A 25,044-nucleotide genomic window follows, 5' to 3' on the forward strand; every position below is an offset into this window, starting at 1 on the left:
GCTGACGCCGCCCATCCATGCGCGCCGCGTCACGGCTAAAGTTTGGGCACCATGCCGCTCCACGCGTGCGCCTGGAGCACCACGAGGACGCCAAGGATGACCGTGAGTACGATGCTGTGCCAGAACGTGCGGCGGATGACGAGTCCCTCCTTGCCGCGCAGCTCGCCAGTCGATACGCCCGTCGTGACGTTTTGCGGCGAGATCATCTTGCTCATCACGGCGCCCGAGGAGTTGGTCGCCGCCATCAGGATGGGATTCAGGTGCAGGCGATTCGCCGCCACCACCTGCAGATTGCCGAAGAGCGCGTTGGACGACGTGTCCGAGCCGGACAAGAAGCATGCAATCCAGCCGAGGAACCCGGAGAAGAACGGGAACCAGCTCCCGAGCGCCGCCACGGCCACGCCGAGCGTGTACGCCATGCCCGAGTAGTTGTACAGGTAGGCGAGCCCGAGGATGAACATGACCGTCAGGATGGGAAACGTGAGCTGCTTCCACGTGTCGGCCGCCGCGAGCCAGAACGTCTTCCAGCCGGCGCGCAAAAAGATGGCTGTGAGAATGACCGCCACCAGGATGGCCGTGCCCGTGGCCAGTGGCTGGAAGGTCCACTCCGCCTCGTACGGCTTGTTGTAGAGCGTGAGGAATACCTGCTTGTCGAGCCCCGGCCAGTGCACCTTTGTCGCGCCGATGTCCGCGATTTTCAAAAACGTCCAGACGATCACGACGCCCGTCACCGTGAGCCACGGCACCCAGCCGCGCCACAGCCCTCCAACCGGCGCCTCAGACGTCGCAGCCATCTCGCGGTGCGCCCCCGTGTGGGCGAATGACCGAAATTGGTCCGTGTCCTTCGGGCGCCACACCCTCGTGAACAGCACGATGCAGATGAGCGAGACGAGCGCGGCCAAACCATCTGGCAGCGCCGGGCCGATGAAGTTCGCCACAGCGAACTGCGTCAACGCGTACGACAGTCCGCCCACGAGGGCGACAGGCCAGGCGCCGCGGAGCGCCTTCCATCCTCCCATGATCCCAATCACGTAAAACGGCAAAATGAAGGCGAAGATGGGCAGCTGCCGCCCGACCATTGAAGATAAAGCGCTTACATTGAGGTTCGTGACGGATCCAAGCGTCACGATGGGAACGCCGAGCGCGCCGAACGCGACGGGCGCGGTGTCGAAGATGAGGGCGTACGTGACCGCGTCGAGCACCGGAAAGCCGAGCCCAACCAAGAGCGCAGACGCAATGGCGACCGGCGTGCCAAAGCCCGAGATGCCTTCCATCAGCGCGCCGAAGCTGAACGCGATGATGAGCATCTGGATGCGGCGGTCCTCCGTCGCGTATCGGTACATCCAATCCCGGAACTGCGCGAACGCGCCCGTCCGCTGACTCAAGTTGTAGAGCCACATCGCATTCCACACAATCCACATGATGGGCCATAGTGCAAACACCATGCCTTCGGCCACCGAGTCGAACGCCAAATGAGCAGGCATGTGCCAACCCGCCACGGCCTCGATGAGCCCCACCACGAGGCCCGACAGCGCCGCAATCCAAGCGGGTGCACGCACGACGCCGAGCAACACGAGCACGATGACAATGGGAATGATGCCGACCAAAAACGAGAGGCCCGTCGAATGCCCGATGGGCGTCAGCAGTTGATGAAACACAGGCTTCCCTCCATCCACGGCCTTCAGGCTTCAAGCGAGTTGTTCACGTTGTAGCGCTGCTTCACTCGAGATGAGCGTCCCTCCCTCGCCCCAGGGGAGCCAATTCCCCGCTTTTGAGGTCATTGTAGTCCCGGGCTTGCGCGCCTGAGAACGGGGCATGCGCGTCCTTTCAAAAGATTCTGCATCCCAGAATTCGCCCACCAAGAGTTGGATGGCAAACCATCGCCCGCAGCGCAGCCCCTCTTTCGCAGCGCCGGTCACCAACACACTGCGCCACGCTGTTCTGTAATTCAGAACAGTGTTTCTTCTTGCACAACGACATGCTATCATGAAAGCGTACCCAGGGTTGCGAAGTTGCGAGGGAGGAGAGATTTCGGATGTCGGGATCGTACGCTTGCCCACAGGGCGTGGAAATTATCGGCGAGTACAAGCCAGAATTTGCCGAGATTTTGACGACAGACGCGCTGCAATTCATCGCGGAGCTTGAGCGCCGCTTTGGGCCGCGGCGGGACGAACTGCTGCGCCTGCGCAAGGAGCGAGACGAGCGGTTGCTCGCGGGCGAGTGGCCAGACTTCTTGCCGGAGACCAAGGAGATCCGCGAGAGCGAATGGACTGTTGGGCCCATTCCTGCGGATCTGCAGGATCGGCGGGTCGAGATCACGGGGCCCAGTTCGGACCGGAAGATGGTCATCAACGCCCTGAACTCTGGCGCCAAGTGCTTCATGGCGGACTTTGAAGACGCCTGCGCACCGTCCTGGGAGAACGTCGTGCAAGGCCAGATCAACATGCGGGACGCGGTTCGCCGCACCATCGAGTACACGAGCCCCGAGGGGAAGCATTACAAGCTGAATGACGAGGTGGCCGTGCTCATCGTGCGCCCTCGCGGCTGGCACCTGCCCGAAAAGCACATCCGGGTGGACGGCCGGGTAGCCACGGGCGCGCTCGTCGACTTCGGGCTTTACTTCTACCACAATGCCAAGGAGCTTTTGGCGCGCGGCACCGGTCCCTACTTCTACCTGCCGAAGATGGAGAGCCACCTCGAGGCGCGGCTGTGGAACGACGTGTTCAACTACGCCCAGGACGCGCTCGGCATCCCGCGCGGCACCATTAAGGCCACCGTGCTCATCGAGACCATCCTCGCGACGTTCGAGATGGACGAGATCCTGTACGAGCTGCGCGATCACGCCGCGGGGCTCAACTGCGGCCGCTGGGATTACATCTTCAGCTACATCAAGAAGTTCCGCAATCACCCGGAAGTCATCCTGCCCGACCGGGCGCAGGTGACGATGACGGTGCCGTTCATGCGCGCGTACACCCTGCTCACCATCCGCACGTGCCACCGGCGCAAGGCGTTCGCGATGGGCGGCATGGCGGCGCAGATTCCCATCAAGAACGACCCCAAGGCGAACGAGGAGGCGCTCGCCAAGGTGCGCGCGGACAAGGAGCGCGAGGCGCAGGACGGCCACGACGGCACCTGGGTGGCGCACCCCGGTCTCGTGCCTGTGGCGATGGAGGTGTTCAACCGCCTCATGCCCACACCGAACCAGTTGCACCGCCTGCGCGAGGACGTCCAGGTCACCGCGGCCGATCTCGTCGCGGTCCCAGAGGGCACCATCACCGAAGGCGGCCTGCGCACCAACGTGGCCGTGGCGCTTCGCTACATCGAGGCCTGGCTGCGCGGTTCCGGTGCGGTGCCCATCTTCAACCTGATGGAAGACGCGGCGACGGCGGAGATCTCCCGCGCGCAGATCTGGCAGTGGATCCATCACCCGAAAGGCGTCCTCGACGACGGCCGCAAGGTGACGGTGGAGCTGTTCCGCCAGATTCTCGACGAGGAGTTGCGCAAGCTGAAGGACGAGATCGGCGAGGAGGCGTATGCAAAGAGCAAGTTCCCGCTCGCGGCCGAACTGCTCGACGACATCTCGACGAGGGACGACTTCGTCGACTTCTTGACGCTGCCGGGGTACGAGCACCTCACTTGACGCACATCTCGCCTCCGGGCGCGCGGCGCCTGAACCATCCCCATGTGAAAACCCCGCCCTACTGGCGGGGTTCTTCTTGACGCTCGTTGGATGACGCGGCTTAAGGCGCGACGCGCTCCCGTCGATAGCCGAGGCGCTCCGAGATGCGCTCTCCCGCCCGCTTCACGAGCGGCACCAGCTCGACCATCCGCTCGCGCGTCATGCGCAGCGCAGGCCCCGAGACGCTCACCGCCGCCATCACGCGCCCGTCGTGCGAAAAGATGGGCGCGGCCACGCAGCACACCCCTTCCTGGTGCTCTTCCACGTCAAACGCGAAGCCGGTCGATCTCGTCTCCTCGAGGGACGCAAAGAAGGCGCCCGGGTCCGTGATGGTGTGGGGCGTGAGGCGCGGCAGTCCGTATCGCCTGACGATGTCCTGCACCTCGCGCTTCGGCAGAAACGCGAGGATGGCCTTGCCGAGCCCCGTGGCATGGACCGGCACGCGCGTGCCGACGCGCGAGTGCATGCGGATGGTGTTGGGGCTTTCCACCTTCTCGATGTAGACCACCGATCCCCTGTCCAGGAGCGCCAAGTGCACCACCTCGCCCGAGGCGAGCGCGAGCTCCTGCAGCGCGGGCATCGCCTCGCGGCGCAGGTCGATGGACGAGAGCAGCTTCATGCCGAGATCGAGCACCGTGTAGCCAAGCTTATAACGCCCGCTCACAGGATCTTGCTCGATGTAACCGCGCCGCATCATGGTGCCGAGCAGGCGGTGCACGGTGCTTTTGTACATGCCCACCGACTGCGCCAGCTCCGTGATGGCGATACCGTCGGGGTGTTCGCTCACCACCTCGAGCAACAGCAGCGCCTTGTCGACCGACTTGACCGTGTAGTCCTCCAAACGATTCACCTCATCCTTGCGCGCTCGTCGACGCTTCTCTGCCAGGCTCCTGCGCAAAGGCGCCACGGACCTGCACGGACGCCTGATCCGGGAACGAGTTGAGGATCTGCCAATTCTCTTCGATGATCTCGCGCGCCCGCTTCACCTCGACGCACCGGCCGGGCAGCGGGATGAGCTTGCCGGCGTTCACGATGCCCTTCGGATCGAAGCAAGACTTGACCGCGCGTTGCGCGTCGATCTCGTCCTCGGAAAACATATAGGTCATTTCGCCGATCTTCTCAATGCCGACGCCGTGCTCGCCGGTGATGCTCCCGCCCGCGTCGACGCATGCCCGAAGCACCTCGGATCCGGCCCTGACCGCGCGCTCGGCCTCGCCCGGCACCCGGCTGTCGTACAGGATGAGCGGATGCAGATTGCCGTCGCCCGCGTGAAACACGTTTGCAATCCTCAGCCCGTATCGCCGACTCACTTCGTCGATCTTCTGCAGCACTTCGGTGAGGCGCGTGCGCGGAATCACGCCGTCCTGCACGATGTAGTCGGGCGAGATGCGCCCCATGGCGCCAAACGCCATCTTGCGGCTCGACCACCAGAGCGCGCGCTCGGCGTCCGACTGCGCCACCCGCACCTCGCGCACGCGGTGACGGCGGCAGATGTCCACCACGCGCGCCATCACTTCGTCGACCCCCGCAGCGAGGCCATCCACTTCGATGAGCAACACCGCCTCGATGTCCGTCGGATACCCGACGTGATAGTTGCTCTTGTCGACGGCCTGCATCGCGAGCTGATCCATCATCTCGATGGCGGCCGGAATGATGCCCGCCCCGATGATGTCCGTCACCGTGTCGGACGCGTCGGCGACGCGGTCGAAGTACGCGAGCGCGGTGCGCAGCGCCTGTGGCTTTTTCAGGATGCGGACCGTGATCTCCGTCGCGATGCCGAGCGTCCCCTCCGATCCGACCAAAAGCCCGAGCAGATCGTACCCCGGCGCGTCGCCAAACGGCGCGCCGACGTCGATCACGTCGCCATCCGGCAACACCACCTTGGCCGCGACCACGTGGTTGGTGGTCACGCCATACTTGAGGCAGTGGCTGCCGCCAGCGTTTTCCGCGAAGTTTCCGCCGATGGTGCAGACCGACTGGCTGGACGGATCCGGCGCGTAGTAGCAGTCTGCGTGCGCGACCCGGCGCGTGAGCGTGAGGTTCACGAGCCCAGGCTGCACGACGGCGCGCAGGTTGTCAAAATCGACGGCGAGGAGCTTGTTCATGCGCGCGAGGCTGATGACGACCTCGCCCCCCGTCGGCGTAGCGCCGCCCGACAGCCCCGTGCCCGCGCCCCGCGGGAGGTACGGGATATCGTTCTCGTAGAGATAGCGGCAGATGCGCGAGACTTCGTCGGTCGTCTCCGGGAAGACCACCGCGCGCGGCAGCCCCTCTTCGGCCGTGTAGCCGTCGCACGCGTACGCCTTCACCTGGTGCGGCCGCCACAGGCAGCGCCGCTCGCCCACGATGTCCACGAGCCGGTCGATGTGGACGTCCCTCATCGCGATCCCTCCCTCTGATAGGCGAGATCGAGCACTTCGACGGTGTGCATGACGCGCAAGGGCTGGTTCCTGCGCTTGACGCCGAGCCGGATCTGCATCATGCAGCCGGGATTGCCCATGACAATCGCCTCCACGCCCGCGGGCACGTCGTCCATCTTGCGCTCGAGCAGTTCGTTGGCCATCGCCGGATGCGTGAGATTGTAGATGCCCGCACTGCCGCAGCAGCGGTCGGAATCCGGCATCTCGCGAAGCGTCAGGCCCGGCACCGACTTGAGGAGCGATCTCGGCTCGTACCGGATCTTCTGCGCGTGACAGAGGTGGCAGGCGTCGTGGTAGGTCACCGTCATCGGCAGCTCGGCCTTCGGCGGATCGAAGCCCACCTCGACGAGGAGTTGCGAGATGTCCCGCACGCGAGAGGAAAACTGCACGGCGCGATCCCGCCAGGCCGGATCGTCCCGGAAGAGCTCCGGGTATTCCTTCAGCGCGGCGCCGCAGCCAGCCGCGTTGATGGCAATATAGTCGGCTCCCGACTGCTCGAACACCTCGATGTTTCGCTTCGCCATCACGCGGGCCATGTCGCGATCGCCCGCGTGCACCTGGAGGGCGCCGCAGCAAAGCTGACCTTTAGGCACGCGCACCTCGACGCCATTTCGCACCAGGACGCGGGCGGTGGCCTCGTTCACGTCGGAGAAGAACACGTCCATGACACAGCCCGTGAAAAGCGCCGCTGTGGCTTTCTTCTCTCCCTTTGGTGCCATGGTTTCCGGCAGGACGTCGATGGCGGGCCCTCGCCCGATGTCCGGAATGACGTCTTCCATCTCGCGCATCTGCGCGGGAAGCACGTTCAGCATGCCGGTGGCGCGCGCCAAGCGCCTGAGACCCGAACGCTGGTAGAACCGCATCAGGCGGCGGATGGCGCGAAGGCGCGCAGGGCGCGGAAACACGCCGCGCAGGAAGAAGCGCATGATGGGATCCCGCTTTCCTTCCGCGTCACGCGCGTAAAACACCTGTCCGCGTGCTTCCTCGACGAGCGCCCCCACTTGCACACCGGACGGGCACACGGTCTCGCAGGCCCGGCAGTCAAGGCAGGTAAAGACGGGATCGATCACGCTGTCGTCGAGCGGCAGTTCACCTTCTGCGCACGCCTTAATGAGGTAGACGCGCCCGCGGGGCGAATGGTTCTCGTCGCCCCAGGCTTGATAGGTGGGGCAGACCTCCAGACAGAAGCCGCAGTGCACGCAGACGGAGTACTTTTCCTCCTCGGGCGCGTCCGGAAAGCGAAAGTCAGACCTTTTCTCCGCGACGGCCGTGGGCTCGTTCACCATCTCACATCCCTCCCCAAAAGCGGCCTGGCGATAAGAGGTGGTCGGGATCAAACGTCTGTTTGAGCCGCTGCATCAGGGCGAGCGACGCGGGCGCGAAGACCGGCTGATGCTTCGCGCGGACCTCGGCGGGCGCGCGTTCCACCACCATGTCGAGCGAGGCACCGGCCGCCAGATCCGCGATGGCGCCGAACGGCGCCTGGCGGTCAGCGATGGCGCGAGCCGGTTGGAACGCGATGCGCGCGACGCCGGTGAGCCCACCGGCGGAAAGCGTGACGCTTTCGGCTCGCTCGGCGAGTGCAGACGCCGCTTCCACCGCGCGCGGCATGGCGGCGAGAAGCGATGTGGGCGGGCCCTGTAAGCGGATACAGACCTGGCGCTCCGCGAGGCGTTGCGCGAGATCCGCCCACCATGCGTCCGCAGACTCACCTTCGACGACGTCCATGGCGAGGCCGAGATCGCGCGACATGGCGCGGATGGCGTCCGTCTGCGCTTTGGCAGAGGGTCTCGGCTCGTCGCAATCGACGGCAAGGACGAAGTCCGAGCCCAGGTCCGCATGCCACACCATTTCGAGGCGGCTTGGCACGAGCGTCGACTGCGCAATGCGCGAGCGCAGTTCGGTAAGCGATGCGGCTGGGCCGCGCACGAGAGCGGTCTCGCGGTGCATCGGCAAGGGCCGGAGTTTCAGGGTGATCTCCGTCACGACGCCGAGCGTGCCGCACGCGCCGATGAACAGCTTGGTCATGTCGTAGCCGGCGACGTTTTTCACGACCTTTGCACCCGTCCGAATGACGCGCCCATCCGCGAGGGCGACGCGGAGCGAAATGGCGAGATCGCGCAGGCTTCCGTAAAGAGCGCGGCGCGGGCCGCTGAGCCCCGCCGAGAGCAGGCCGCCCAAGGTGGCATCGGCAGGCGCGGGCGGATCGAACGGCAGCATGAGTCCGTGTTGGCCGAGAACGCTCGCCAGTTCCCCGATAGTGATGCCGGGCTCCGCGGAGACGACGAGATCGCCCGGAGAGAAGCTCGTCACGCGGTTCATGGGCCGAAGCGTGAGCGCAAGGTCCGGGACCTCACCCGGCGGGCCGTAGGCGAGGTGGCGGCCGGACCCGTAGGGCAGCACGGTCAGCCGGTGCTCCCGAGCGAAGGCGAGCACGGCCATCACGTCCGCCTCGCAGTTGGCCTCCGCGGCGCAGGTGTCCTTGGACGACTCGCCGGGATGGACGGTGCACATGGGCACGGCGCGAGCTCGAAGCCCCGTCGCCCGGTGGAACGCATCCGCGGTTTCGACCGGCAGTGGCTTGGATTGAAGCGGCACGGGGTATCGCCTCCAACGGTCGCGGGAGAGGCGACCTTCTGTTCTGCAATACGGAATACTGTTCTGAATTCTTATATGTATTCTACGACAACGAAATGACCAAAAACAATCGGGAGATGCGGATGTCGTGTAAACAAGTTCCGCTTAGCGCCGATGGCCCGCCATCGTACGATCACTTTGGGCCCCGTTCCACCATTGCGTCGTCTTCGTCTCCGCAAATGAAAAATCCGGGCTGCCGCTTGGGCGTGTGCCGTTGGAAATGCATCGTGCACAACATATTCGTATCGAGGCTTGCGCAGCGGCTGCAAGCTCGCGCGATCCGGCGCGGGGACTCGGCCGGATCGCCGCGGTGGAAGCCCGAGTCCAGTGAGGAGCAAACGGCGCATGGTCTATCATTTCTTTTCCTGTATCCCTTTGTCATGAGCATCGTCTGGATGGTGGGCGGATGCGTCTACGCCTGGTGGCGAGAACGCCGCACCTCCCCCGAACCGCCGGATCTCCCAGAGACGCCGTTTGTGTCCATCCTCGTCCCCTGTCACAACGAAGGAGATGTCCTCGAGGACACCATCGGCCGGATGCTTCAGTTGGATTATCCAGCGTATGAAATTGTCGCGCTGAATGACGGCAGCACAGACGACACGCGCGCGGTGCTGGAGCGCATGGCAGACCGCGATGCCCGGGTGCGCGTGGTGAACCTGCCCGTCCAGCGCGGAAAGGCGCACGCGCTCAACGTTGGGCTCGTCGCGTCCCGAGGCGAGATCCTCGTAACCGTGGACGCGGACGCCGTATTGGCGAAGGACGCGCTTCGGTTCCTCGTGTGGCACTTCGTGGCGCCGGGCAGCGAGCGCGTCGGCGCCGTGACGGGCAACCCGCGCATTCGAAACCGCGGTACGTTGCTCGGTAAGATTCAGGTGCTGGAGTACGCGAGCATCATCGGGCTCATTAAGCGCGCGCAGTGCGTACTCGGCAAGATCATGACCGTCTCCGGCGTCATTGCGGCGTTCCGCAAGCGTGCCCTGGTGGACTGCGGGATGTGGGACGAGGACATGGTGACAGACGACATCGCGGTGTCGTGGAAACTCGAGCGCAGAGCCTGGGACATCCGGTACGAGCCGCGAGCGCTCTGCTTCATGTGGGCGCCCGAACGCCTGCGAAGCCTCATCCGACAGCGCGCGCGTTGGGCGCAGGGCGGCGTAGAGGTCCTCATCCGCAACGCCTCGGTCCTTTGGACCTCGAAGAATCGGCGCATGATCCCGCTCTATGTGGAAGAACTTCTGGGCATCGCCTGGGCGTACCTTTGGGTGGTGAGCCTCGTGTGGACCCTGGCCTTTGATGCGGCGCACGGTATTCCTTGGACGTACGTGGCGGAGGCGGGGACGTGGCTCGGCCTGACCTCGCTCGTGCAGACCGCGATCGCCCTCTGGATTGAGCAGCGATACGAGCGCGACTCGCTCTGGCGCTACTATTTCTATGCCATCTGGTATCCGGCCGCGTATTGGATGATTGGCGCGTTTGTGGTGGTCTGAGCCGTTCCCAAGGCGTGCTGGGCCATGTGGTCGGCTCGGCGCGGGCGGTACGCCACGTGGGAAAGCCCGAATCGGGGGGTGTCGGCATGAGCCTGCCTGAGAAGTCGCGAGTGGAGTGGGATGAACTCGTTGTGCGGCGTGGGTCGCGATCGACTCGGCCGAAGCGCTGGTTCGAAACCGCGGTGACGCTGACGGGATGGCTATGGGTGGCCGTCGTGGCGGTGCAGGTCCTCACGTCCGCGCTGCTCTGGCTCCTTGGATGGCACAAGTTTCACTTGTACGTGCTCGATCTGCTGCCGAGCGCCACGCCGCTTGGCGTCCTTCGCATGGGCGTGACGGTCGCCGCGATGTCGGCCGCAGTGTTCATCGGCTGGGCCTCGTTCAACCGCCTGCGGTTCGGCCGCCTCCGCAGGCGCAGGCCACCCGCGCCCGTGTCCGACGCGGAACTGGCGGAAATGCTCGGCGTGCCTGTGGGCGAGATCGAACGGTGGCAGCGAGAAAAGGTCGTCGATTGGCCGGCAGACCGGTAAGTGGAAAGGGCGCGGCGGGTTTGCCGCGCCCCTTTGATGTGTGGTTCTTTTGGGCGGAATCCCCGCCGCGACCGCGCCCTTCACGCCTGTGTCGCGAGGACCTGCTCCAGCAGGACGTCCTCCGGCACCGCGCCCTCCAAAGCGTACGCCTCCGAATCGTTGATGACCGTCTTCGGCACGCCATAGACGTTGAACCGCGTAGCCCACTCGGGGAACTCGGTCGCCTCAATCATGCTCGCGGTTACAAGTGGCGACTCAAACGCAAACCGGTGCGCAAGCCTGACCGCTGCCGGGCAGTACGGACACGTCGGCGTGACAAACACCTTGAGATCCACGGGCTGTTTCAGCTCCGCGAGGCGGCTCTTTGTACTCGCGGAAAGGCCCGAGTCCCCGCTTGCCATCATGCGAATGTCGTCCAAAAGCGTCGCAAATTCGTACCCCGACGGCGCCCCATAGAAGCGCACGCCGTAATCCTCGCGCAATCCGTCCGTCAACACGATGGTCGGCGCGCGGTCGACGCCGTACTTCTTGGCTTCTTCCTCATCGATGTAGAGATTGTGCACCTCAAGCGTCAGCTGATCCGACAATTCGGCGACCTGCCGCAAAAGGCTGCGAATCTCCGGGCACGTCGGACATCCGAGAGACGCCTCAAAGAACTTGATGACGACGGGCTGTTGAAGATCCGCGAGCCTTTCGCGAATCGCCGCCTGATCCCGAGAGGACAGCATTGTGACTCCCCCCTGCGCGCATTCAGATGCGTTAATACCGTTCTGATTTCTATATACCCATACGGGTATGTGGTGTCAAGAGCAGGCGAAGGAACTCACACTCTCCATCGTTCCACAGCAGGTCTATGACTGGGTGTCGTTTTACGAACCGTTCTGGCGTGCGCAGGTTCTAAGCCTGCAAACGCGCGCTAGAAAGGAACGTTGTGAGTTGTGATATGAAGTCCCTACAGATGGAGTTTCATCTCGATGCGCCGGTGGAGGCCGTGTGGCGAGCTCTCACGGAATCCGAGCTTTTGATTCAGTGGATGTTTTTCAAAGAGAACACGTTCCGCCCGATTGTGGGGCATCGGTTCTACTTCAAGATGCAGGGGACCGACGAGTGGAATGGCGTCGTCGAAGGTGAAGTTCTCGCCGTGGAAGCGCCACGCCGCCTTGTGTACACCTGGGAGAGCCTCGGAGAGAAAAACGAGATCGAATGGAAGCTGGAAGAAACGGCCGAAGGTACGACGAGGCTCCTTCTGGAACAGCGCAACATTCAGGCTGAACAGGCTTACCAGGGTGCTCGCATGGGCTGGGAGGCGGTGGTCCAAGCTCTGGAGCGGGTGGCCAAGGCGCTCGCATGACGGCGCGACGGGTGGCAGAGCCGGCCCAGTCCCCCCTTGGGCCGGCTACTCGGCTACATGCGTGGCGCAAGCTCGTCTCGATGTTGGAACGCGACATCGCAGCCCATCGTTTCGAGTGTCGCGGTCCTCATTCGAAAGCAGGGCGCCCATGTCCGCTGGCCTATGCATCGCGAGATGTCGCGTGGCCCACATCAGCCAGGGATGGTCAGATGGACACTTCATCTCTTCTTTAGGAATGGCGACCGCGCATCACCGTTAACCCAGGAGAAGCACCATACCTAGAGAGGCCCGTACGCAAGGAGAATGGTGTCACGCAAACACTCGGCCACCCCCGCTTTCGAAATGGCGCCGGCGGCAAGCGAAGCCACTTCTTCATACGCGAGCAGAGCGGCAGACATTAAGAACAGGGGCCCAGGGCGGGATCGCAACCATTGCACAGCGGACGCAAAGGAGTGCCAGGTGTTTGTACCCAGCCCGGTGATGGCCAGGACCATCGCAACGGCGGTGACTGTGAGGGCACCGAAGTAACAGGCGCACGCGGCAACCCAAATCAAAATCTTCACAATCGAGAGCGCAGCTCGATTGCCTGACGGCATCGTCAGGTGTGCGATCTCGGCGGCACCGCCCCACACCAGAATGCCCTCAATGACCAGAGGACCGAGGGAACGCCACAGACTCGCGTGCCAACGAGGGACGCTGCGAAAATCAAAACATGTCTTTGCAGCCCACCAGTTCGCGGTCGCAACCGTGATCACGAAGATGACGAGTACCGCGACGGCGTCCACGATGAGCGGTATGACGTGTCTGGTTGCCAGGCGATTGATCAGCCGGTCAACCGCCGAAGCAGCAGCGCTGAAAACCAGCGTCATCAGGAGGAGCAACGTGAGTTTCAAGGGAGAAAATCGACCCCCCGTATATGAAATGACCACCGGCCAGACGAGGTCTGACACGGTGGTCATGCTGTGGAGCGGGTGAGGGGAGTCGAACCCCCGCCGCCAGCTTGGAAGGCTGGAGTTCTACCGTTGAACTACACCCGCACGTCACGGCAAAGAGAATACCAGATTCGTGGGGTCGATTCAAGTGCATGCGCGAACCCGATGTCTGCGCGGGTCACGAAAAAAAGGCAGGCCGCATCTCCACCGAGCAGCCCGCCGTTTCAAATCTGCGAAGCCTGAGCATTCCATGCCGCTTGAGGTGACTGTCTACGGCGTTCTGATGGCGTCCCTTCAGACGCCGTTGTTGTACGCCGGCACCAATAGGAAGAACAGCACAAAGATGATCAGAAACACCACAGCCCACTGTGTGTAGGCACCAAAGCATCCGCCGTACATGATGGTCCCTCCTTCCGCGAGGATCACCACCATGCTACGGAGGAGGACACAAAAGCGACGCGGTCTTTGTCCCGGCCCGCGGGCCCGCGGTCAAGCGGGGAAATACAGCATCACGCGATATGCGCTGGTCGAGTGTTAACGCGCCATACCATCCTCCAAAGAAGAGCAATGGCTACTTCGACAAGCGCCCCCAAGACACACCCCACCCAGGTCATGCATGAGACGAAAGTGAGCAAGATACCCAGGCCAATGGCGACGCCGAGCCCCCATCGGTAGAACCCAGCCCTGCTCATCTGTCCATTGGGCCGCCCAGACACGTCCCAGTGTGACGTCACGCGATCCGGCACGCGCGTTCGGTAGCGGTGCCACATGGCCACGTGAACCAGCAGGGTCGCGGCAGAGACGACGAGCGTGACAAGACCTGCAACAGGATGAAAGGGCAAGACGCTTGTGGGCGGCACAGCGGGAACGACCCCCATGGACACATGGCGCACCAGCGCGTCGAGTCCGGGCGTGCCGAGAATGACGAGCGCGTGGCCATCCGATACGGCGAGCCGAGGCGCACCGGCAAGGACGTACACATGCGCCACCTGCCCATTGTTCAGGCGAAACAAGCCGCTCGCATACGCGCCCGCGTTCGTCCCGAGCAGTCGATCCGCCAGGCCGTAGACGCCATTCTGGGTCACCCAGGCCGCGTGCGCGCGGGCGAGATCGACCGCGGTCACACCAGCGTCTGTACGCACCTGCAGCACGCCGCCGGCGAGCCGCCACCCGCTTCGAAGACCGGAGACAATGATGTTCACCGCCAGAAGAAACGGCACACAGGCGAGGAGCAGCCAAAAGGCAGTCGCGAAACCTTTGACCCCACGCTCCAGGAAGACGCGGCGCCAAAAGAGCCCCACTGTGATGAGCAGAACGGCCATTCCAACACAAATCCAAAGGCTCGGTTCCTGCAGCACCTCACCCACCGGAGGCTGATACCCAACAACACTCGGCACAGTCCTCACCCCTTCGCACATGCGCCGTGGACAACGCACGACCTCAGCCGTACGATGCAACATCCGGTGCAGAAGGGAGGAGCAGCTGTGAAGCATAAGAAGCCGATTGTGGTTGTCCTCCACCCTGGACAGCGGATCTTGGTCGTGGCGCGCGGCAAGCGTCGCCATCACAAGTGAACCTCGGACGGCAACCGACTTGAGCGAAGAATCCCATCCTTCTGCCGCCGAGGCAACCTCCGCTCGTCCGCGGCCGCCAAAAAGCCGCAGCCCCGAAACGTCCCGTCGTCGGGCGTTTCGGGGCGTCCTGCACCCGTGGTGGGCCCACCAGGGCTCGAACCTGGGACCAACCGGTTATGAGCCGGCCGCTCTGACCGACTGAGCTATGGGCCCTTGCGCTTCTCTTCACAGTATATCACACGGCGACCATGTTGTCACTGTTCGGAGAAGCGCGCCGCAGGGCACCCAAAGCTACCGCGTCGCCTGTACAGCCCGTCCGCGGGTCAGGCGAACGTGAGAGTCCCAGGTTCAAGCCCCTCGAAGAGAATGACCCGCGCGGGCGCGGCGTCAATCCCGGAAAGTTTGAGCGGCAGCGCAATCATGAAGTACGTGCCCGCTGGCACATCCTTCAGCCGCAGCCCCTCGAGCACCACGATGTCCTTCGACAGAAGGGCTACGTGCGTCGCGTGGTCCGGTTGGGATCGCTCGACACCAAGGCCGTCCGTTCCCACGCCGCGCACGCCGATCTCGGCGAGGTAGCGGGCGCCGTCTTCCTTCAGGTAAATGAACTCGAAGTTAAACGTCTCCTCGAACGAATTGCGCGTCTTGAAGAGCAGAAACTCGCCCGCCTTCGGCGCGTGCGGCTCGAGGTCGGCGCGCGTGATGCCGTCCTGCACGCCGGTCAGGTCAATCACGCGGCACGGGCCGATGAGCTTGTCCAGTCCGACGGTCTCGATGGTCTTGCCCCCCGGCACCATGTGCAGCTCGGCGTCGATGTGCGTGCCGGTGTGGGCGTCCAGGTGCAACCGGGTCTCGTGCGCAGACCCGGTTTGGAAGTCGGACGTGGTTTCAAATTTCGGCCGCTTCTCGTCTTTATTCTTGTACACCTGCATGCCCTCGTGGATCAGCATGCTCACGTCGTACACTTTCGGCATCACCGCTTCACCTCCACGAGGTGGCCGACAGCCCGTTCCAGATCCTGCATCGGCGACTCGTTCCCGTAGAGCGGCCACCACAGGCCCGGATTCGGCTGGACGAGATCGTCCGAAGCCTTCGGGCCCCACGTGCCGGCCTTGTACGTGTCAAGCGGCACGCGGTCCTCAGCGAACGCGTTGGCAATGGGGTCGACGAACTTCCACGCGAGCGCCACCTCGTCCCAGCGCGTGAAGAACGTCGAATCTCCGTGCATCGCGTCGTGCAACAGGCGCTCGTACGCCTCGGGCGACTTGTCGGCGGGTTGGCTGAACTCGAGTGCAACCGGCACCACGACGTTCTCCGTCCCCGGCCGCTTGACGTTGAGCTGCAGGTACATGCCCTCGACCGGGTTGATACGGATGACGAGCAGGTTCGGGCCGAGCTTGCCGTCCTGGTTGAAGTACAGGTGCTCCGGCATGTTGCGGAACTGGATGACAATCTCCGTCGACTTTTTCGGCATCCGCTTGCCTGTGCGGATGTAGAAGGGCACGCCCGCCCAGCGGAAGTTGTCGATAAAGAGCTTCGCCGCGACAAAGGTCTCCGTCTTCGAGTCCGGCGCCACACCCGGCTCCTCGCGATAGCCCGGCACAGGCTTGCCGTCGATCTCGCCCGCAGCGTACTGGCCGCGCACGACGTACTGCCCGACCTCGTCCTCGCGGTAGGCGCGAAGCGACCGCAGCACCTTCACCTTCTCGTCGCGGATGGCCTCCGTGTGCAGGCGGCTCGGCGGCTCCATGGCGACCATCATCACCATCTGCAGCATGTGGTTCTGCACCATGTCGCGCAGCGCCCCGGCTGTCTCGTAGTACGACGCCCGGTCCTCGACGCCCACCGTCTCGCTCGATGTGATCTGGACGCAGGCGATGGAACGGTTGTCCCAAAGCGGCCCGAACATCGAGTTGGCGAAGCGGATCACCTCGATGTTCTGCACCATCTCCTTGCCGAGGTAGTGATCGATGCGGAAGATCTCGTCTTCGGAAAACGCGGTCGACAGCTCCTGGTTGAGCTCTGCCGCGGACTGGTAGTCGTGGCCGAACGGCTTCTCGATGATGAGCCGACGCCAGCCCTTCGTGTCGGCAAGCCCCGCCTTCTTCAGGTTGAGCGCCGTCTCTCCGAAGAAGCGCGGCGCCATCGAGAGGTAGAACAGCCGATTCCCGCCGTGGTCTTTCTCTTTCTCGATCTCGGCCACGAAATCGGCGAGCTTCCGGAAGTCGTCCTCGTTGTCGACGTTGCCCGCGATGTAGTGAATGCGCGGCGCGAGTCGCGACCAGACGTCCTCCTCGACTCCCTCCTTCACGAACGAATCGAGCGCCTTGCGCACCTCGTCGCGGAACGTGTCGTCCGTGTAACTGCGACGCGCGGTGCCGACAATGCTCATCCCGTCCGGCAACAGCCCCTTCTTCTCGAGCTGATACAGGGCAGGGAACAGCTTGCGGTGGGCGAGATCGCCCGTTGCGCCGAACAGCACGAAGACGTGCGGCGGCACCTGCCTGCGGGTGTTGACCTGGCTCTCCACTCCCATAGCACTCCATCTCCTCTTTGTATATCAGTCCGCTTCCATTCTACACAAAGTCGTCACAGACATACAGAGGCCGAGCGGATGCCCACTCGGCCGTAGTCTTCGATCTTTTGCGCGATGTTATGTCGCGTCCCGCACGGCCTCGTTCTCGCGCTGCTGTTCGCGCGCGAGCTGCCAGCGCAGGTACGCGTGAATGAAGGGATCGATCTCGCCGTCCATGACCGCCTGCGTGTTCGACGTCTCGTAATTCGTCCGGTGATCCTTCACGAGCGAATACGGGTGGAACACGTACGAGCGGATCTGGCTGCCCCAGGCGATTTCCTTTTGCTCGCCGCGCAGCTGCGCGAGCTCCTGCTCCCGCTCCTCCCGGCGCTTGGCCGCGAGGCGCGACTTCAGGATCTCCATTGCGCGGGCGCGGTTCTGGATCTGAGACCGCTCGCTCTGGCACGTCACGACAATCCCGGTGGGAATGTGCGTGATGCGCACCGCGGAGTCGGTGGTGTTCACGTGCTGGCCGCCGGCGCCGGTGGACCGGTACGTGTCGATGCGCAGCTCCTCCGGCCGGATCTCGATGGAGTCGTCGTCCTCGGCAATTTCAGGAATGACGTCCACCGACGCAAAAGAGGTGTGCCGTCGCCCCGACGCATCAAACGGGGAGATGCGGACCAACCGGTGCACGCCCTTCTCCGCTTTGAGATACCCGTATGCGTTGTGGCCCTTGACGAGGAGCGTGACGCTCTTGATGCCCGCCTCTTCGCCGGGCAGGTAGTCGAGCACCTCGACCTTGTAGCCGTGATCCTCCGCCCAGCGCGTGTACATGCGCAGGAGCATCGAGGCCCAGTCCTGCGACTCGGTGCCGCCCGCGCCGGGGTGCAGCTCCAGAATGGCGTTGTTCTTGTCGTACTCGCCCGACAGCATGAGCTGCAGCTCGAACTCGTCCATCTCGGACTTCAACTGCTCCGCCAGCCGGTTGGCCTCGGCGAACAGGTCGGGATCGTCCTCCTCCTGGGCGAGCTGCAGCGCCACCTCAGCGTCCTGATGAAGCGACTCGAGCCGCTTCATCGTGTCGACGACCGACTTCACGCCGTTCATCTCCGCGATGATCTTCTGGGCGCGGTCGGGATTGTCCCAGAAGTCAGGCGCGGCCATCAGCGACTCGAGCGTCGCGATGCGGTGCTCTTTGCCCGCGACGTCAAAGAGACCTCCCGAAATCCGCCAACCTGGTGGCCATGCTCTTCAGTTCCTGGCGAAGCTCGCCGTACGTCTCTGCCATGTAGCTCATCACTCCCTGCGGTGTTTCGGTCGTTATTGTATCAAACGGACGGCCGCCGCGTGCGCAGGTGGGGCGGCTGTCGCCTCGGACCAGCCGGCCCGCCGGCACCATCGCGTCAAAAGCCCAGCCCGCCGCTCTCCTTTGCACGCGGGATGACACCTGTGGACGGCTACGCCATCAGCCTCCCTGCACCGGCACGGCTCCGTGCGCCACCGGCTGCTGCGGGACAGCCTGGACGTTTGCCTTGAACACGTACAGGATGACCTCTTCCTCGATGGAGTGGATCATCGCCTCGAACATCTCGAAGCCCTCTTTTTGGTAGATGACAAGCGGATCCGCCTGGCCGTACGAGCGCAGGTGCACGCTCTGGCGGAACTGATCCATCGCGTCGATGTGATCCATCCACTTGGAGTCGACCGCGCGCAGCAGCACGAGCCGCTCGAGCTGATGCATGATGTCGCCGAGCTCCTCGCGGCGCTTGTCGTAATTCTGTTTCCCGAGCTCGAGGAGCCGCGCCTTGATCTCGTCCCGATCCAACTTGCGCAACTCTTCCACCGTCACCTGGCCCGGGTGCAGGAAATGGTGCTCCGCGTACTGGATGAGCGCCTGCAGGTCCCAGTCTTCCGGCACCTGCTCCTCGGAGCAGTACACCTCGAGCATGTGATCGATCAGATCCTCGAGCATACCCTCTACGATGCTGCGCAGATCCTCGCGCTCGAGGATCTGGCGGCGCTGCCGGTAGATGACCTCGCGCTGCTTGTTCAACACGTCGTCGTAGCGGAGCACGTGCTTCCGGAGATCGTAGTTGTTGCCCTCGACCTTCTTCTGCGCCCGCTCGATGGCGTTGGTCAACATCTTTTGCTCGATGGGCTGATCCTCGTCGAGGCCCAGCCGATCCATGAGCCGCTTGATGTTGTCCGATCCGAACAGGCGCAGCAGATCGTCCTCAAGCGAGAGGAAGAACTGGGAAGATCCTGGATCCCCCTGGCGCCCCGCTCGACCGCGCAGCTGGTTGTCGATCCGCCGGCTCTCGTGCCGCTCGGTGCCGATGATGTGCAGGCCGCCGAGCTCCGCCACACCCTCGCCGAGGATGATGTCCGTGCCGCGGCCCGCCATGTTGGTGGCAATGGTCACCATGCCGCGCTGACCGGCGAGCGCCACAATCTCCGCCTCGCGCTCGTGGTGCTTCGCGTTCAGCACCTGGTGTGGGATGCCGCGCTCGTGCAGCATGCGCGAAAGGATCTCCGACTTCTCGATAGACGTGGTGCCGACGAGCACCGGCTGCCCCTTGGCGTGCCGGCGCGCCACCTCTTCGACCACCGCGCGGAACTTGGCCCGCTCTGTCTTGTACACGACGTCGTCGAGATCGACGCGGATCATCGGGCGGTTGGTCGGAATGACCACCACGTCCATGCCGTAGATCTCGATGAACTCCTTCTCCTCCGTCTTCGCGGTGCCCGTCATGCCGGCCAGCTTCTCGTACATGCGGAAGTAGTTCTGGAGGGTGATGGCCGCGAGCGTCTTCGATTCGTTCTGGACCTTGACACCTTCCTTCGCCTCGATGGCCTGATGCAGGCCCTCGCTGTACCGGCGCCCGTGCAGGATGCGGCCCGTGAACTCGTCGACGATGTGTACCTCGTCGCCAATCACGACGTAATCCTTGTCGCGCTTCATGAGGCCGTGCGCCTTCAGCGCTTGCGTGATGTGGTGCATCAAGGTGACGTTTTCCGGATCAAACAGATTGTCCACGCGGAAAAATTGCTCCGCCTTCTTCACGCCCGACTCGGTCAGGTTGGCGGTGCGCATCTTCTCGTCGACCTCATAATCCTCGCCAGGCTTCAGGCGACGCACCAGCATATCCGCGCGAAAATATAAATCGGCCGACTTTTCAGCCGGTCCCGAGATGATGAGCGGCGTCCTCGCCTCGTCGATGAGGATGGAGTCCACCTCGTCCACGATGGCGTAGTGCAATTTGCGCTGGACCATGTCCTCGAGGGACATCACCATGTTGTCGCGCAGGTAGTCGAAGCCAAACTCGTTGTTGGTTCCGTACGTGATGTCTGCGCGGTACGCCTCGCGCTTCTGCGCAGGCGTCATGTCGGGACCGTTGTAGCCGACCGTGAGGCCCAGGAACCGATGCACCTTGCCCGTGTACTCGGCGTCGCGCTTCGCCAGGTAGTCGTTGACCGTGACCACGTGCACGCCTTCGCCGGTGAGCGCGTTCAAATACGCGGGCAGCGTCGCGACGAGCGTCTTGCCTTCGCCCGTCTTCATCTCGGCCACGCGGCCCTCGTGCAGAACAATGCCGCCCATGAGCTGCACGTCGAAGTGGCGCTGGCCGAGCACGCGCTTCGCGGCCTCGCGCACGACGGCAAACGCTTCAAACAGCAGATTGTCCAACTTTTCGCCGTTCGCCAGCCGCTCGCGGAATTTGGCCGTCATCGAGCGCAGCTCGTCGTCCGACATCTTTTCAAATTCAGGTTCTAATGCATTGATCCGATCCACCATGCGGCGCAATCGGGCAATTTCACGTTCGTTCGAGTTGAAGACCTGTTTGAGGAGTCCCACCGAACGGTTACACCCCCATATGCGGTGAACTTCTAACGATTTATTGTACCGCACGGAAGGGGCCGGGACAATATAGAGATTGGAAATGGCAAGCGGAGGGACCTATCTGGAGGAAAAGGGGCGCTAACGCGCACAGCGCCCCTGCGGTCGTCAGATCTGCGGCTCGATGAGCCCGTAGTCGCCGCTCCTGCGGCGGTACACGACGTTTACTTCTTCGGTCTCGGCGTTCATGAAGACAAAAAGTCGTGCCCAAGCAGCTCCATCTGCAGGACGGCTTCCTCGACGTCCATCGGCTTAATGGGGAACCGCTTGACCCGCACGACCTTGATCTCGTCGTCCGTTTCCGCCACGGCGTCGCGATCGGCCGCTTTCAACTGGGGACGCGGCCCGCGCGCGCGAAACCTCCGGTTCAGTTTTTCTTTATACCGATGAATTTGCTCTTCCAGCTTATCCGTCGCCAAGTCGATGGATGCATACATGTCAGGCGATTTTTCTTCCGCCCGGAAAATCACGCCGTTGACGAACACGGTCATCTCCACGCGGTGATCCAAGCCCTCGACAGCCATGGTGACGTAGATTTGCTTGTCCGCCTCTCGATCAAAGTAGCGAGTGAAGCGCGCGATCTTTTTGTCCACGTACTCTTGCAGTGCGGCTGTGACGGCGATGTTGTCGCCATGAACCTGTGCCTTCATCGACAACCCCTCCTTCGTGGGTGCATCCATTATAACGCGATTGCCCCACGAAGAATTTGAAATTTTGTAGCCATGGGTTGACGATGCACGAGGAAGTCCTGCAGAGCGCGAGGCACTAGCGAAGGCCGTCCTCCGCATCGTTCGACTCAGCAAAGCGCCACGCCCAGGAAGGGCGGAAACGCCTTCGGCTGATACAGAGCACGCACCGCGCAGAGCGCCTCCTCCATGCGGTCGATCACGGCGTCCGTCCGATACCGCTCCACGGAATGAACACACACGTCCTGTGCTGGCAACTGGAGATGGCCGCGCGCGAGCCGGTCGAGAAGTGCCGCCAATTCATCTGAACGCCCGGGTTCGAACAGCCAACCATTGTGCCCATCCTGGACGATTTCCACAGGACCTGAACAGCGCGTCGCGACGACGGGGATGCCCCGTGCCAGCGCCTCCACGAGCACCATGCCGAAGCCCTCGACATCTGACGTTAAGAGGAGCAGCGAAGCTTCGCCGACGCACGACCACGGATCATCCAGCCAACCCACCCATCGCACCCGCGCTCCAAGGCCAAGCTCCTGGGCGAGCCTTTCGAGCGCCTCCCGGTCCGGTCCGTCTCCGATGATGGTCAAGCGAAAATTCATCTGCGTTCGGGCGAGCGCCTGAAACATCACGTCGAGCCGCTTGTGGAGGTTGTCCATTCTCCCGATGGACAGAAGCTCCCAGCGGTCCTTCGGGCGCGCGACCTGTCGTACCCCTTCCCGAGTCACCGGATTCCCAATGGAAAACACAGGTGCATCGTCGGACACGTACCGGCGAAGGGACGCCTCGACGCCCTTTGAGATCGCGAGGTGCCCATCCGCATACGCGAGGAGCTCTCCTCCGCCGTATGCCTCCGCGGGTCCATGAAGCCACGAGATGATAGGCGGTCTCCGCTCGCCAAACACGGCAACGGCCAGGTGCGCAAGGAGCGACAAATAAGGCGTATGGGTCGCGAGCAAGACGTCGGGCGGGCCGAGCTCGAGTATCTTCCTGCGATAGCCCAGTGCTTGGCGAAAGATGGGAACTTCACCTGGAAAAGTTCGTTCCTGACCAGCTGCGACGGGATCGTAAAAGTGCATCTCGGGCAAGGTGGACACCCACTCCGGATGCTGTGGAGGTTCAAATTGAAACATCCTGACGCGATGGCCCCTCTGCTGCAGCGCCTGGCTGACAGTCGTGAGCACGGACTCCAAACCACCGCGGCCGAGCGCGCGACCGAGCACAATATCGATGACCAACGCACTCACCTCCCGACCTTTAGGCACGCTGAAAGCGAAGCCAGCATCCGCCCCACGACGCGATCGACGGAAAATTTCTGCACGCTCTGGACGGCGATCTCGGCCATGCGTTCACGCTCGGTGTCGGACCGCGAGAGTAACAGCGACAACTTTCGGCGCAAGTCGAGGGAGTCGCCACTTCGAAACAAATAACCGTTTGCGCCGTCCTCGACGAGATCGCGCGGGCCGGTGGGACAATCCGACGCAACAACGGGAACACCGCGAGCCAGTGCCTCGGCGAGCACCATGCCGAAACCTTCGATATCCGACGTGAGCAGGAGTGCGGATGCCTCGCTCACTCTCTCCCACGGAGACGGCACGTAGCCATGCCATGTGATCCGTCCGTCGATACCGAGGCTTTCCGCCCAGTCCTTGACCAATCCACGATCGGGTCCGTCCCCGTAGACGTCGAGGTGCCAGTCCTCGTCGAGTTGGCTTAGGCCGTGGAGCAGCACATCCAAGCGCTTCTGACCATTTTCGAGTCGTCCCATGTAGAGAAAGCGTGGCTTCCCCTTGGGCGCGGGAACCCTTGACACGTCGATTCGCACCGGATTTCCAATCCAGTGAACATGCGCCGCCCCACCGACGAGCTCCGCGATAGATGACGCAATCCCCGACGAAATACACCAGTGAAGATCCGCGTATTGGACCAGATGGGGCTCGGCGAAGAGTTGTAGCGGAGCGTGGAGCCAGGACACAACGGGGACACCGCGCAAATGGCCATAGGCCATCCTGGCGTAGAGCGCGGTGTGCGGCACGTGCGTCGCGACCACCACATCCGGCTGCGGCAGAAGGCTTGCCGTGTGGCACAAGCCAATGATGCGGGTGGCGACGTGGTCCAGCGCAGACCTCGGCGGGGGTGCGGACATCGCGTAGTACACCGTGCAAAGTGGAGCTTCCCAGGCCGGATTGTCACTGGGATGGGGCATTAACAGCACGACCTCGTGTCCCTTGTCGCGAAGGTACGTGCTCACCGTGGTGAGGACGGACTCCACGCCGCCCTGTCCCCCGAGGTGTTCTAAAACAAAGAACCATCGCATACGGATTCCTCCGCTCAAATCGTCACACAGGCACCCCCGCGCGCCATGCACATGCTACACTCAATGAAGGCCAGTAGTTCGACGAAGTGCAACCGAAAAACGGCGCACAAGTCGGACGGCCATCTCACTCCAGCTGACGGGGAGCGTTGAACGAAGTTGATGGACCAAGCCTTCCAAGTCATTGATGACGTCATGAAGACGTATGTTTCGCGGGAAGATGTCCCCAACCGATGGCTTATTCACCAAACGCTCGCCACGGCAGCTATACGCCGAGCCGTCCTCCGCGCGCTGCCCATCCGCGCCGGGATGCGTGTCCTTGACATCGGCTGCGGATTCGGCGCCCTCACCTTTGACATCGCGGCGCTTTATGCCGTGCAGCTGACAGGCATCGACCGATCATCCACAGCGCTCGCGGTGGCAAAGCGCGTGGAACACGACCTCAGGAACGCGGGCGCAATAGCCGCGGGATGCGCCATCGAGTGGAAGACGGGCGACGCGGAGGCGCTGCCGCTCCCAGACAACGATGCCGATGTCGCGGTTTCGCGCTTCTTATTCCAGCACCTCACGAATCCGAATGCAGCCGTTCGGGAGATCTTCCGCGTTTTGAAGCCGGGTGGCTTCACGTGCCTGATAGACGCCGACGACGCGCTGAGCCTCGAATATCCCGTCGATCCCGTCGCCGCCGAGGTCAAGGACGCCCTGAGCAGACTACAGCAAACAAACGGAGGCGACAGACACATGGGAAGGAAACTCGCCAGCCTGCTCGCAGGAGCTGGCCTCTCCGTCGTCCAGACGTTTGTCGTGCCTCAAGCGCACTATGCAGAAACACCCAGTCGCCTTGCTCGCCTTACGCTCCTCGAACAACTGCGGGAACGCCGCGCTGGGCTCATCGAAACCGGTATCATCAGCCAAGCGTCGTATGAAGCGCTCGCAAGACGCTTGCAGCAAGAACCGGAACAGCCGCAGTTTTCCATGCACGCGGAAGTCGCCGTGATCGCGAAGAAGCCGGCCTGAACAG

19 protein-coding genes, 2 tRNA genes and 1 pseudogene are annotated in these 25,044 nt (G+C 63.1%); 5 read left to right on the top strand and 17 right to left on the bottom strand.

Annotated features, from left to right (window positions below; translation table 11 throughout):
- Window positions 1-35: 35 nt before the first annotated feature.
- Window positions 36-1,658, bottom strand: coding sequence for an L-lactate permease (locus TC41_RS13040; protein WP_041695464.1), 1,623 nt, complete (start codon window positions 1,656-1,658; stop codon window positions 36-38).
- A gap of 377 nt (window positions 1,659-2,035) precedes the next feature.
- On the opposite strand from TC41_RS13040, the gene aceB reads away from it, so the two are divergent.
- Window positions 2,036-3,640, top strand: coding sequence for a malate synthase A (gene aceB / locus TC41_RS13045; protein ID WP_014465547.1), 1,605 nt, complete (start codon window positions 2,036-2,038; stop codon window positions 3,638-3,640).
- A 100-nt stretch (window positions 3,641-3,740) separates the two neighbouring features.
- Here aceB and TC41_RS13050 read toward each other — a convergent pair whose 3' ends face one another.
- Genes TC41_RS13050 through TC41_RS13065 form a run of 4 tightly spaced genes read right to left on the bottom strand, consistent with a single transcriptional unit; the run spans window position 3,741 to window position 8,697 of the window.
- Window positions 3,741-4,529: an IclR family transcriptional regulator gene (locus TC41_RS13050; RefSeq protein WP_014465548.1), complete on the bottom strand. Its 789-nt coding sequence runs from the start codon at window positions 4,527-4,529 to the stop codon at window positions 3,741-3,743.
- Between the two features lies 1 nt (window position 4,530).
- Window positions 4,531-6,060 (bottom strand): FAD-linked oxidase C-terminal domain-containing protein, encoded by a 1,530-nt coding sequence (locus TC41_RS13055; protein WP_014465549.1) that lies wholly within the window; start codon window positions 6,058-6,060, stop codon window positions 4,531-4,533.
- On the bottom strand, window positions 6,057-7,385 hold the full coding sequence (locus tag TC41_RS13060; RefSeq protein ID WP_014465550.1) for a (Fe-S)-binding protein: 1,329 nt from the start codon (window positions 7,383-7,385) through the stop codon (window positions 6,057-6,059). Before TC41_RS13060 ends, TC41_RS13055 begins: the two co-directional genes overlap by 4 nt.
- A gap of 1 nt (window position 7,386) precedes the next feature.
- Entirely contained in the window at window positions 7,387-8,697 is a 1,311-nt protein-coding gene (locus TC41_RS13065) for an FAD-binding oxidoreductase (protein WP_014465551.1), read from the bottom strand.
- Between the two features lie 218 nt (window positions 8,698-8,915).
- On the opposite strand from TC41_RS13065, the gene pgaC reads away from it, so the two are divergent.
- Together pgaC and pgaD are read left to right on the top strand one after the other, a co-directional pair.
- Window positions 8,916-10,223, top strand: a complete 1,308-nt coding sequence (gene pgaC, locus TC41_RS13070; protein ID WP_258165037.1) for a poly-beta-1,6-N-acetyl-D-glucosamine synthase — start codon at window positions 8,916-8,918, stop codon at window positions 10,221-10,223.
- Window positions 10,224-10,309: 86 nt separating this feature from the next.
- Complete coding sequence (pgaD, locus tag TC41_RS13075; RefSeq protein WP_014465553.1) at window positions 10,310-10,753, top strand: poly-beta-1,6-N-acetyl-D-glucosamine biosynthesis protein PgaD; 444 nt, start codon at window positions 10,310-10,312, stop codon at window positions 10,751-10,753.
- A gap of 80 nt (window positions 10,754-10,833) precedes the next feature.
- On the opposite strand, the gene pdo is transcribed toward pgaD, so the two are convergent.
- On the bottom strand, window positions 10,834-11,481 hold the full coding sequence (gene pdo, locus TC41_RS13080) for a protein disulfide oxidoreductase (protein WP_014465554.1): 648 nt from the start codon (window positions 11,479-11,481) through the stop codon (window positions 10,834-10,836).
- A gap of 230 nt (window positions 11,482-11,711) precedes the next feature.
- Between pdo and TC41_RS16335 the strand changes: the two genes are divergently transcribed.
- The gene (locus tag TC41_RS16335) at window positions 11,712-12,104 is read left to right on the top strand and encodes an SRPBCC family protein (RefSeq protein WP_014465555.1); all 393 of its coding nucleotides are present in this window, start codon (window positions 11,712-11,714) and stop codon (window positions 12,102-12,104) included.
- Window positions 12,105-12,382: 278 nt separating this feature from the next.
- Here TC41_RS16335 and TC41_RS13090 read toward each other — a convergent pair whose 3' ends face one another.
- The 11 genes and pseudogenes from TC41_RS13090 to TC41_RS13145 form a co-directional block, all read right to left on the bottom strand.
- Complete coding sequence (locus TC41_RS13090; RefSeq protein ID WP_014465556.1) at window positions 12,383-13,063, bottom strand: hypothetical protein; 681 nt, start codon at window positions 13,061-13,063, stop codon at window positions 12,383-12,385.
- Window positions 13,064-13,067: 4 nt separating this feature from the next.
- Window positions 13,068-13,141 (bottom strand) — tRNA-Gly (locus TC41_RS13095).
- Between the two features lie 404 nt (window positions 13,142-13,545).
- Entirely contained in the window at window positions 13,546-14,433 is an 888-nt protein-coding gene (locus TC41_RS13100; protein WP_237699955.1) for a DUF1648 domain-containing protein, read from the bottom strand.
- A 313-nt stretch (window positions 14,434-14,746) separates the two neighbouring features.
- Window positions 14,747-14,823, bottom strand: a tRNA-Ile gene (locus tag TC41_RS13105).
- 110 nt (window positions 14,824-14,933) lie between these two features.
- A complete protein-coding gene (locus TC41_RS13110) occupies window positions 14,934-15,584 on the bottom strand; it encodes a cyclase family protein (protein WP_014465559.1) in 651 nt (216 codons plus the stop codon).
- The gene (gene zwf / locus TC41_RS13115; protein ID WP_014465560.1) at window positions 15,584-17,146 is read right to left on the bottom strand and encodes a glucose-6-phosphate dehydrogenase; all 1,563 of its coding nucleotides are present in this window, start codon (window positions 17,144-17,146) and stop codon (window positions 15,584-15,586) included. The genes TC41_RS13110 and zwf overlap by 1 nt, the downstream gene beginning before the upstream one ends.
- Before the next feature lie 117 nt (window positions 17,147-17,263).
- Window positions 17,264-18,416 (bottom strand): peptide chain release factor 2 gene (gene prfB, locus TC41_RS13120; protein WP_148260217.1). Its coding sequence is split into 2 segments (ribosomal slippage): window positions 17,264-18,337 and window positions 18,339-18,416, totalling 1,152 coding nucleotides; the frame shifts between segments, so codons are not numbered across the junction.
- Window positions 18,417-18,593: 177 nt separating this feature from the next.
- The gene (gene secA, locus TC41_RS13130) at window positions 18,594-20,984 is read right to left on the bottom strand and encodes a preprotein translocase subunit SecA (RefSeq protein WP_014465563.1); all 2,391 of its coding nucleotides are present in this window, start codon (window positions 20,982-20,984) and stop codon (window positions 18,594-18,596) included.
- Window positions 20,985-21,134: 150 nt separating this feature from the next.
- Window positions 21,135-21,676 (bottom strand): annotated as a pseudogene (gene hpf, locus TC41_RS13135) (ribosome hibernation-promoting factor, HPF/YfiA family).
- A 146-nt stretch (window positions 21,677-21,822) separates the two neighbouring features.
- A complete protein-coding gene (locus TC41_RS13140) occupies window positions 21,823-22,947 on the bottom strand; it encodes a glycosyltransferase (protein ID WP_014465565.1) in 1,125 nt (374 codons plus the stop codon).
- Window positions 22,948-22,952: 5 nt separating this feature from the next.
- Window positions 22,953-24,026 carry a glycosyltransferase gene (locus TC41_RS13145; protein ID WP_014465566.1) on the bottom strand — a complete coding sequence of 358 codons (1,074 nt, stop codon included), beginning with the start codon at window positions 24,024-24,026 and terminating at the stop codon, window positions 22,953-22,955.
- A gap of 159 nt (window positions 24,027-24,185) precedes the next feature.
- Between TC41_RS13145 and TC41_RS13150 the strand changes: the two genes are divergently transcribed.
- The gene (locus tag TC41_RS13150) at window positions 24,186-25,040 is read left to right on the top strand and encodes a methyltransferase domain-containing protein (protein ID WP_014465567.1); all 855 of its coding nucleotides are present in this window, start codon (window positions 24,186-24,188) and stop codon (window positions 25,038-25,040) included.
- Window positions 25,041-25,044 lie beyond the last annotated feature (4 nt).

It is taken from the genome of Alicyclobacillus acidocaldarius subsp. acidocaldarius Tc-4-1 (assembly GCF_000219875.1).
GTDB lineage: Bacteria > Bacillota > Bacilli > Alicyclobacillales > Alicyclobacillaceae > Alicyclobacillus > Alicyclobacillus acidocaldarius_A.

Bases quoted from the DNA above. Each gene is read 5' to 3' on its own strand.
- TC41_RS13055 (WP_014465549.1), bottom strand. From the start codon at position 6,060: ATGAGGGACGTCCACATCGACCGGCTCGTGGACATCGTGGGCGAGCGG.
- TC41_RS13110 (WP_014465559.1), bottom strand. From the start codon at position 15,584: ATGCCGAAAGTGTACGACGTGAGCATGCTGATCCACGAGGGCATGCAG.
- TC41_RS13090 (WP_014465556.1), bottom strand. From the start codon at position 13,063: ATGACCACCGTGTCAGACCTCGTCTGGCCGGTGGTCATTTCATATACG.
- zwf (WP_014465560.1), bottom strand. From the start codon at position 17,146: ATGGGAGTGGAGAGCCAGGTCAACACCCGCAGGCAGGTGCCGCCGCAC.
- TC41_RS13150 (WP_014465567.1), top strand. From the start codon at position 24,186: ATGGACCAAGCCTTCCAAGTCATTGATGACGTCATGAAGACGTATGTT.
- TC41_RS13060 (WP_014465550.1), bottom strand. From the start codon at position 7,385: ATGGTGAACGAGCCCACGGCCGTCGCGGAGAAAAGGTCTGACTTTCGC.
- pgaD (WP_014465553.1), top strand. From the start codon at position 10,310: ATGAGCCTGCCTGAGAAGTCGCGAGTGGAGTGGGATGAACTCGTTGTG.
- aceB (WP_014465547.1), top strand. From the start codon at position 2,036: ATGTCGGGATCGTACGCTTGCCCACAGGGCGTGGAAATTATCGGCGAG.
- TC41_RS16335 (WP_014465555.1), top strand. From the start codon at position 11,712: ATGGAGTTTCATCTCGATGCGCCGGTGGAGGCCGTGTGGCGAGCTCTC.
- pdo (WP_014465554.1), bottom strand. From the start codon at position 11,481: ATGCTGTCCTCTCGGGATCAGGCGGCGATTCGCGAAAGGCTCGCGGAT.
- TC41_RS13145 (WP_014465566.1), bottom strand. From the start codon at position 24,026: ATGCGATGGTTCTTTGTTTTAGAACACCTCGGGGGACAGGGCGGCGTG.
- pgaC (WP_258165037.1), top strand. From the start codon at position 8,916: ATGAAAAATCCGGGCTGCCGCTTGGGCGTGTGCCGTTGGAAATGCATC.